This window comes from Nevskia sp. (genome assembly GCF_023266035.1).
In the GTDB taxonomy this organism is placed as follows: Bacteria; Pseudomonadota; Gammaproteobacteria; order Nevskiales; family Nevskiaceae; genus Nevskia.
The window spans coordinates 1-8,472 of record NZ_JAHFRY010000165.1; the positions used below are offsets into that span (position 1 = coordinate 1).

At 63.6% G+C, this 8,472-nt stretch carries 8 protein-coding genes and 1 riboswitch; of the genes, 4 read left to right on the forward strand and 4 right to left on the reverse strand.

The features are described from left to right. The 3 genes from Q0D45_RS19305 to Q0D45_RS19315 all read right to left on the reverse strand — a co-directional run. The coding region (locus tag Q0D45_RS19305) for a DUF1549 domain-containing protein (RefSeq protein ID WP_293396837.1) at positions 1-331 on the reverse strand (331 nt) is incomplete at its 3' end. 423 nt (positions 332-754) lie between these two features. Beyond that, on the reverse strand, positions 755-1,504 hold the full coding sequence (locus Q0D45_RS19310; protein ID WP_293396840.1) for a cytochrome b/b6 domain-containing protein: 750 nt from the start codon (positions 1,502-1,504) through the stop codon (positions 755-757). Positions 1,505-1,511: 7 nt separating this feature from the next. Beyond that, positions 1,512-1,883, reverse strand: a complete 372-nt coding sequence (locus Q0D45_RS19315; RefSeq protein ID WP_293396843.1) for a cytochrome c — start codon at positions 1,881-1,883, stop codon at positions 1,512-1,514. 256 nt (positions 1,884-2,139) lie between these two features. Here Q0D45_RS19315 and Q0D45_RS19320 point away from each other — a divergent pair, with 256 nt between their 5' ends. The 3 genes from Q0D45_RS19320 to Q0D45_RS19330 all read left to right on the forward strand — a co-directional run bounded on the left by Q0D45_RS19320 (position 2,140) and on the right by Q0D45_RS19330 (position 5,882). Continuing rightward, positions 2,140-2,424: a hypothetical protein gene (locus Q0D45_RS19320; protein ID WP_293396846.1), complete on the forward strand. Its 285-nt coding sequence runs from the start codon at positions 2,140-2,142 to the stop codon at positions 2,422-2,424. Then, positions 2,420-2,620: riboswitch (cobalamin riboswitch) on the forward strand. It overlaps the preceding gene by 5 nt. A gap of 77 nt (positions 2,621-2,697) precedes the next feature. Continuing rightward, positions 2,698-4,683, forward strand: a complete 1,986-nt coding sequence (locus Q0D45_RS19325; RefSeq protein WP_293396850.1) for a TonB-dependent receptor plug domain-containing protein — start codon at positions 2,698-2,700, stop codon at positions 4,681-4,683. Continuing rightward, the gene (locus tag Q0D45_RS19330; protein WP_293396854.1) at positions 4,680-5,882 is read left to right on the forward strand and encodes a hypothetical protein; all 1,203 of its coding nucleotides are present in this window, start codon (positions 4,680-4,682) and stop codon (positions 5,880-5,882) included. Before Q0D45_RS19325 ends, Q0D45_RS19330 begins: the two co-directional genes overlap by 4 nt. Before the next feature lie 69 nt (positions 5,883-5,951). On the opposite strand, the gene Q0D45_RS19335 is transcribed toward Q0D45_RS19330, so the two are convergent. Next, positions 5,952-7,535, reverse strand: a complete 1,584-nt coding sequence (locus Q0D45_RS19335; protein ID WP_293396857.1) for a cellulase family glycosylhydrolase — start codon at positions 7,533-7,535, stop codon at positions 5,952-5,954. A 215-nt stretch (positions 7,536-7,750) separates the two neighbouring features. Between Q0D45_RS19335 and yghU the strand changes: the two genes are divergently transcribed. Further along, positions 7,751-8,472: glutathione-dependent disulfide-bond oxidoreductase (gene yghU, locus Q0D45_RS19340; protein WP_293396860.1), on the forward strand; the 722-nt coding region annotated here is incomplete at its 3' end.

The following is an 8,472-nucleotide window of genomic DNA, read 5'->3' on the forward strand; positions in this document are numbered from 1 at the left end:
TCGGGATCACGCCCCAGACATCGAGCGTGGCACGGCGGATGAACGAGGCGCGATCGGTGTCCTGCGAAGGCTTCAGGCCCTTGTCCTCCAGCTTGGCGAGCACGAAGGCGTCGATCGGCGTGCGCACCCAGCGGGCGGCCTTGACCTTCGGCGCCGGCGCCGCCGCCACCGGCTGGTAGGACCAGAGCGCGTTGGATTTGGCGGCGGGCGCTGGGCCACGCGCGGCCGCTGCAGCATCCGGCTGCTCGGCGGCGGTAGCGCTGATGGCTGCGCCTGAAAGCCCTACTAAAAGCCCGACTACGAAAGCTTGCGTTGACTGTTTCCTGTTCATTCACCTGTTTCCTGGATTCTGCTTGCTGGCCAGCGACCACCGCGAAGTGGAGTTGTGCGGAACTGCGATCTGGAGTTGCGTCAATGCCTTCCTGATGTTTGCAGTCAGTAGTGGATTGCAACGGCCGGGCCAAGCTCGGAGCGCTTGCAGAAGAAGCTGATCAGTCCTGATAGAAGACCGTCTATTTAGTTGTTTTTATTTAATAAATATCTATCCGTCCAAGCTTCCTTCAAGTTGTTTTGAAGGGTGCTCCGTCGCAACCTCAAGAGCGGTTTGCTGGCTTCCCAGCATCATCGGCAGCAGCCTGCTGTCGATTGCGCAGCAGGCTTTTGACGGTCAATCGGGAGAGGAGCGATGCGGCGAAAATGGACATCCATTGGCGACGGCCGCCGGATGCGGCCGTCGCCAAGGAATTTCAGGGAATCACTCGAAGGACGAGGGTCCGTCTACCGGCGCGTGCGTCACCAGCCAGGCGAGGGCGGCAACCACGATCACCAGCAGCAGCAGCGCCAGCACCAGCCGCGACGAACCGATGACCTCGTCGCCGTTGACCGCATGGGCCGGCTTGCGGCCGGTCCACATCGCACGGACCAGGTTCTCCTGGGTCAGTAGACGATGCACGAGGATCGCCAGCACATGGATCAGGATCGCCGCGGCGATCCAGTTGAACAGCAGCTTGTGCAGCGATGTCAGTTGCAGACTGAAGTCCTCGCTGACCCAGGCATACAGCGGGCCGGTGTTGAAGATTTCATCGTTGCTGAACAGGCCGGTGCTGGCCTGTACGAACATCGTTGCCAGCAGGGCCAGCACCATCAGCGCGCCAAGCGGGTTGTGCCCCGCGTGGCGCGCCGGCCGGCCACGCAGGAAGCCGACGGCGTAGCGCGCGATCGCTCGCGGTCCGCGAACGAAGCTGGCGAAGCGGGCGTGGCGAGTGCCGAACAGCCCCCAGAGCAGGCGGAACGCCACCAGCACGGTCACCAGATAGCCCGAGGCCAGATGCAGGCTGAAGTACTCCGGGCCGAGACGGCTGGTGACGTAGCTGGCCAGGACGCCGGCGACCAGGCTCCAGTGGAATATGCGGACCGGCAGATCCCAGACCTGACGCTCGTCGCGTGGCGCCGCCGCCGATTCGACGGCCGCCGCGTTATCGGTAGCGGACCTGATCGACGACATCGCAGGCCTACTTCGACTTGTAGTCGTCGTGGCAGCCCTTGCAGTCCTTGCCGACTGCGGCCGCCGCGGCCTTGAAGGCATCGGCGTTGCCGGCGTCCTTCTCGACCACCTGGGCCAAGGCCAGCGCATGGGTCTGGAAATCCTTCAGCTTGCCGTCGAAATCGGCACGCTTGCTCCAGATCTCCGGCTTTGCCTTGGTCTCGCCGGTGGCCGAGAAATCCGGGAACACTTCGCTCAACTGCGGTGCGAGAAAAGCAACGCGGGCGACGCGTTTCTGGATGTCCGCAGCGTCGTACGGAATCTTGCCCTGCAAGGTGTCGCCTACCGGTCGGAAGTTGCTGCCGATCAAGGTGAACAGCGCGCGGCGGACGTCGATCACTTGCTTGGCAGTCGGTGCTGCAGTTGCGGGGGCAGGATCAGCTGCCGATAGATTGAAGATCGAGGCTCCGAAGACGAGCGCGCAGGCGCCCAGAGTGGCTCGTCGCAGGAGGACGTGGCTGGAATGGCGAAGTTTGATCACGGTTTTCGGATGGGTCGGGGTGGGTGATTGGTCGCTGTCGAAGACTGGTTTGAAAGCCGCAGGGTCTCGACGAACAACGACGCTGGAAGCCCTGAGAGCGCAACGACCGCGCCAGTTGATCAAGCCCAAGATGGCGCTAGTGAATGCCGCGATTCCGGCAATGCAAAGCCTTGATATGAATGTCTTTATCGAAGCTCAAATTGGACAGCGACAAAGCCGGATGAATCGCCGGACGATCTCGCAAGCACGCGTCTTGTTGATTGCCAAGCAACGGCGCCAGCAGCCTGCTGCGATGCCAGCAGCGGACCATCTGGCGACATCGGCCGTGCGGCTTGCGAGCCGGGTCGGTCCAGGCTCGATCCCGTGGTCCGGAACGACGGCTGGCTGGATTCCGCATTAGAATCCGCCGCGCAGGTGCCTGAAGGCTGCTCGGATAGAGCCGTAGGGTGAAACGGGAAGCTCGTTCAATTCGAGCACTGCCCCCGCAACGGTAAGCAGGAAGCTTCGGCATATCGCCACTGGATCGCCACGATCCGGGAAGGCGCCGAAAGCAAGGCCTGCGAGTCCGGAGACCGGCCTGCAAACAACTATCTCCGTGGTCGCGGCGGGCGACTGTACGGGTGTGGCCTAGCCACGCCGACCACGGGCGTTCTCTGTTCTACCGAGATGATCCGTGGCGGCGAGTCGGCAGCTGTGCAAACGAGTGGGCCGGACGTCGATCGCGCTATTGGCTGGCTGGAGCGCGTGCTCGGCAGCCGAAGATCCTGCCGATGCAGCGACCGAGTTGCCGACCGTCACCGTGGTCGGTCAACGCACCGAACTGCTCGATAGCGGCGTGGTCATCCGCGTGCCCATCGATCCTCTGGTGGCCAGCGATCTCCCCAGCGTGCTGTCGACCTTGCCCGGCGTGCAGGTGCGTTCTTCCGGTGGTCTCGGCAGCTACAGCGAAGCCAGCTTGCGCGGCAGCAGCGGCCGGCAGGTGCGCGTCCTGCTCGATGGTTTGCCGCTGGATACCGGCGGCGGCGATGCCAGTTCGCTATCGCTGATCAGCCCGCTGCTGCTGGAACAAGTCGATGTCTACAAGGGCCGCGTGCCGGCCCAGCTTGGCAGCGGTCTGGCCGGCACCATCAACCTGCGCAGTCGCCGGGAACTGGCGGCGCCGGTGGTCGGTACCGCGGTGCTCGGCAGCTTCGGCCAGAAGCAGGTCGATGTGGCCGCACAGCTCGGCAGCGCGTTCCAGCTTGCGGCCGGCGCGCAAGGCGCCGACAACGATTTCGACTACGTCAACAAGTTCAAGGCCTTCGATCCGACTGATCCCGATCGCACCCGCAAGGAGCCGCGGCAGAACGCCGGCAGCGAACAGTATTACGGGCAGCTGCGTTATTTCGGGCCGGTGGAAGTCACCCTGAATGCGCTGAACGACTCGCAGCAGTTGCCGACCCGGCTCAACGCCGCAGACACGCAAACCGAGCTCGACACCCAGTCCTACGCGCTGTCGCTGACCAGCCCGCAGGGATCGACCTGGCAGACCGCGCTGTCGCATCGCTACACGCGGGAAATCTATAGCGACCCCGGCAGCCAGCTGGGGCTCGGCGCCCAGGACACACGGTCGGATACCCAACGCAGCCTGGCCAGCATCGGCCGGCGCTTCGGCGATGTCTTTCAGGACACGCTGACGGTCGAGTACGCGGACTATCAGTCGGAAGACAAGTTCGGCGGCGTGCCCACGAGCTCGGCGCAGCGCTTCAACATGGGCAACGGCTTCGATGCACAGCTGGTCGATGGCAATCGCCACTACAACGCCAGCCTGAATCTCGCCTGGTCACGCGACGTAGCCGATGGCGAACGCGAGGAGCACACGCGGATCGAGCCAGCCGTCGGTGCCACTCAGCGCATCGATACCTGCCTGCTCGCCGCCAATCTCGGCCGTCGTGAACGCCTGCCGACTTTCTTCGAGCGCTACGGCGATCGCGGCCTGTTCCGGGGCAATCCGTCGCTGAAACCGGAAAGCGCGAACTACGGCGATGTCGGCGTGCGCTGCCAGCCCGGCCCGCGCCTTCAGCGCCTGGAGCTGACCGTCTTCGGCCAGGATCTGCACGACGCCATCAGTCCCACCTACAACGCCCAGGGCATCGGTCGCTCGATCAACACCGATCAGGCGCTGATCTACGGCGTTGAAGCCGATAGCGCCGCGACCTTGGCCGGCTTCGGCCTGCAGCTCGGCGGCACCTGGCAGCACACCGAGGATCGCAGCCAGGTTCGCGCCACTCGCGGCAATCCCTTGCCGGGCCGCTTCGAAACTCAGCTCAACGCGCGCATCGAGCGGCACTGGCTGACATTGACCTTCTACTACGCCTACCGGCTCGAAGCCGGGCAGTACTACGACAGTACCGGCCTGCTCAAGGCACCGACCGCGCAGCGTCATGACGTCGGTGTACGCGGTGCGATCCGCAAGGTCGGCTGGGCCCTGCAGGCGCTCGATCTCAGCAATCAGCAGGCCGAGCAGTTCAACGGCTATCCGACACCCGGCCGGCGTCTGTTGCTGTCTCTGACTTATCCGCGCAACGAGCCGACCAGCGCTCAAGGCCCCGCTCAAACCAACCCTGCTTCACCTGCCGAACCACTGTCTGATCCATCTACCCAGGGAGTAACCCAATGACAATGAAAACCCTCAGAACCTGTCTGCTGCTGTTGCCAGCTTTGCTGCTGGCGGCTTGCGATGGCGGCAAGAACGCTGACGATGCACCTCTATTCACCGATTCCGCGGTGATCGCGACGCGCGCCCCGCTTTTCACCAGCGGCGCGGTCTCGCTGGTCGCGGCCACTGCGCCGTTCGCTGCACGGAATAATGTGGTGGCCAGCGCCACCTCGGACCTCTTCGTGCGCAGCGGCGGCGATCATTACTTCGTGATCAAGCGCTTCGACACCAACCAGATCCAGCGCTACGCGGCGAGCAACCCGGCGGCGCCGGTCTACACCTACTCGACGCAGGACGCGACCGACGGCACGGCTCAGAGCAACCCCAGCGATCTGCTGATCGTCAGCGATACCAAGGCCTATCTGCTGCGCTACGGCTCCGGCAAGCTGTGGATCGTCAATCCGTCTGCCACCACCGAAGCGGCGTTCAAGATCGGCGAGATCGATCTGTCCGCTTACGACACTTTCGACGGCGTGCCGGAAATGACCGCGGGCATCGTCAGAAATGGCCGCCTGTATGTCGCCATGCAGCGACTGGAAAGCTTTGCTTCGGTCAAGACCAGCTACATCGCCGTGATCGACATCGCGACCAACACCGAGATCGATACCGCGCCGACTATCGATGGCCTCAAGGGCATCGAGCTGCCGGTGCGCGATCCGGTCAGCCTGGTCGGCATTCCCGGCAGCAACAACATCCTCGTACTGGCCGACGGTGGCTATGGCGGCTTTGACGACGGGTATGCGCAGTTGTACGAGGGCGGCATCGTTCGTATCGACACGGCGGCGAACTCCGCCACCTTGGTATTCGACGATGGCGATGCCACAACACATCCCTTCGACTTCTTCGCCGATATCGCCACCGTGACTTCGGACCGCGGCTACTTCATCGGCAGCACCGGTTTCGGCGCCACCCAGACCCTGTACCGCTTCAACCCGAACACCACGGCAGCGCCGATTGCCGTGCCGGGATTCCAGGCTGTGGCGATGGGCTCTCTGGCGGTTGATCCCAACGGCAAGCTCTGGGTCACCCGCACCAGCGACACGCAGCCGGGTGTCAGCATCCTGGGCTTCACCAGCGGTGCTGAAACCGTGGATGCGTCCTTGATCGACACCGTGCTGACGCCGATCAACATCGACTTCATCACCGTGCCGGTGCTCTGAAGCCAGGTATCCAATACGAGCGTTCTCGCCGAGCCGGGATTTCCCGGCTCGGCGCGTTTCGTAACTCAGTTACGGGCCAGCTTGGGCCGGCGGCCGCTTCTCGCCGGCCAGCAGCGCTTCCTGAATCGGCGCGCCGGTGATCTTCAGCGAAACCGCATGCGCGGTCCGCTCGGCTACCACTTCAAGCAGGTTGGCATTGATCGCCGAGATCACATGGCCGCCGTCGATCTCGACGGCGTAGCCGTTCGGATAGTGCAGGGTCGGCACATAGATCGTGGTCACCGTTCCGGCAGGCGCTGGCTCGCCGGACGCGAGCGTCGTCGAGTAGCGAAACGCGAAGCGCTTGCTGCTCGCCTCGAAGGCGTAGGCCAGCGGCACGCCGGCAATCGCCTGCGGATAGGGGCGTTCCAGCGCGGCGAGCTTGTCGAGCTTGGCGGTGTTCAGATCGCGGTCGTCGTCGAACATGCTCTGGGCACCGGTGCCCTGGGCCTGGGTGGTTGGGTCGCCCCAGTTCTTGTACGACCAGTACATCCAGCCAACGAGGTTTTCATCGGCCTGAGTGGCGACACGGGCGGTGGCCGTGGCGTCATTGCTGGCACCGAACTCGCTGAGCATCGACGCCGCACCCAAGCGCGTGGCGACGACATTGGCATTGCGATAAACCCGCTGTTCCAGCTTCGCGCAGGTCTTTGAATCCTTCGCACCGTAGGTCTGCATCAAGGTCTGAGCGATACAGTAGTTGTGCCAGGACAGGCCCAGCTGGGCATCGTCGATCGGCTCCGTGCCAAGGTGCGAATGAGCGCCGAAGTCGAACAGCACCTGCGGTTCAAGCCAGACGATGTTGTCGGCATCGACACCGCGAATGCCGCTGAGCACGTGCTCGTACATCGTCTGCAGCTTGTCCAGCTCGAAGTCCGCGCAACCGCCGGGTAGCGCGCAGACCGGCCAGGCACTGCCACTCCAGGGTTCGTTGATCAGGTCGTAGCCCATCAGATGATCGGCGTCGCGCCAGCGGGCGGCGACGGCGATCCAGGCATCCCGATAGGCGGACTGCAGGTTGTTGGTGTTGTTCCACAGGCCATCGAACGCTTGGTTCACGCGCGGCGTGACATAGCCGATCGGAAAACCGGCGCGGATCAGGCCGCCGGTTTCGGCGGGATGAGCCCATTCCGGAAAGCCTTCGCCGGCATAGGCCTCGCCGAATAGATCCTGATGGAAATCGATCATCACGTAGATGCCGCGAGCGGCCAGCAGCTTGACCACGCGATCGATGCGATCGAGATAGCTGTGATCGATGACGCCCTGCTGCGGCATGACGCCGGCAAACAGCACGCCCAGACGCATGGCATTGAAGCCGTGTGCCGCCAGCCAGTCGGCATCGGCGGCGGTGAAGCCTTCGAGCGAGTCCGGCGGGGTATACGGCGCGTGCTTCCAGACGGCATTGACGCCGTGCAGGATCACCACGCGGCCCTGGCGATCGACCAGCCAGCCGCCCTGATGACGCAACTGGTCCAGGCTCGGCAGCTTGATCTGGGAAATGGGGCGCGCTGCGCCCGTATAGGCCAGGGTTTCTGGCCTCGGAGTACGCAGGGAAGTGCTCGACGCAGCGCCAGCAACAAGGCTCATGGCCAACAGGGCCCAGATGAATTTCACGGCAGATTCTCGAAGTGCGGCGCTTATCAGCTCAGCGTTGCACTTTAGTGACAATGTTCCGAACTTCGCTACCGCGTTTTCGGCACCAGCGTTGAAAGCAGGTGCTCAGGTGATGAACGGCGGCAGGCGTTCCAGGTTCGCCGACCAGGACGACGGACAGCAGAGCGGTGCCGAGAAGACGAGAATGCGGCCAGGCTTTCATTCAAGACCCGCCAATGACCGATACAACTGTCTACACCCCGCCGAAGATCTGGACCTGGGAAAGCGAAAACGGCGGCACCTTCGCCAGCATCAATCGCCCGATCGCCGGACCGACCCACGAGAAGGAACTGCCAGTCGGCACGCATCCCCTGCAGCTGTATTCGCTGGCGACGCCGAATGGCGTGAAGGTCACGCTGATGCTCGAAGAGCTGCTGGCTGCGGGCCATGCCGGCGCCGAGTACGACGCCTGGCTGATCCGCATCCTGGAAGGCGACCAGTTCTCCAGCGGCTACGTCCTGGCCAATCCGAACTCGAAGATTCCGGTGCTGGTGGATCACGGCACGCCGTCACCGATAAGAGTGTTCGAGTCCGGTTCGATCCTGCTCTACCTCGCCGAGAAGTTCGGCGCCTTCCTGCCGACCACCGCCTACGAGCGGACGCAGGCCCTGAACTGGCTGTTCTGGCAAATGGGCAGCGCGCCATATCTGGGCGGCGGCTTCGGCCATTTCTACGCCTATGCGCCGTCGAAGATGGAATACCCGATCAATCGCTTCACGATGGAAGTGAAGCGCCAGCTCGATGTCCTGAACCGTCAGCTATCCGAACATCGTTACCTGGCCGGCGCCGAGTATTCGATCGCCGACATGGCCGTGTGGCCCTGGTATGGCGGCCTGGTCCTGGGGCGGCTGTACGGTGCCGCCGAGTTCCTGCAGGTGGAGAGCTACGAGCACGTGCA

Coding starts and splice junctions, on each gene's coding strand:
- Q0D45_RS19330 (WP_293396854.1), top strand. CDS start 4,680: ATGACAATGAAAACCCTCAGAACCTGTCTGCTGCTGTTGCCAGCTTTG.
- Q0D45_RS19310 (WP_293396840.1), bottom strand. CDS start 1,504: ATGTCGTCGATCAGGTCCGCTACCGATAACGCGGCGGCCGTCGAATCG.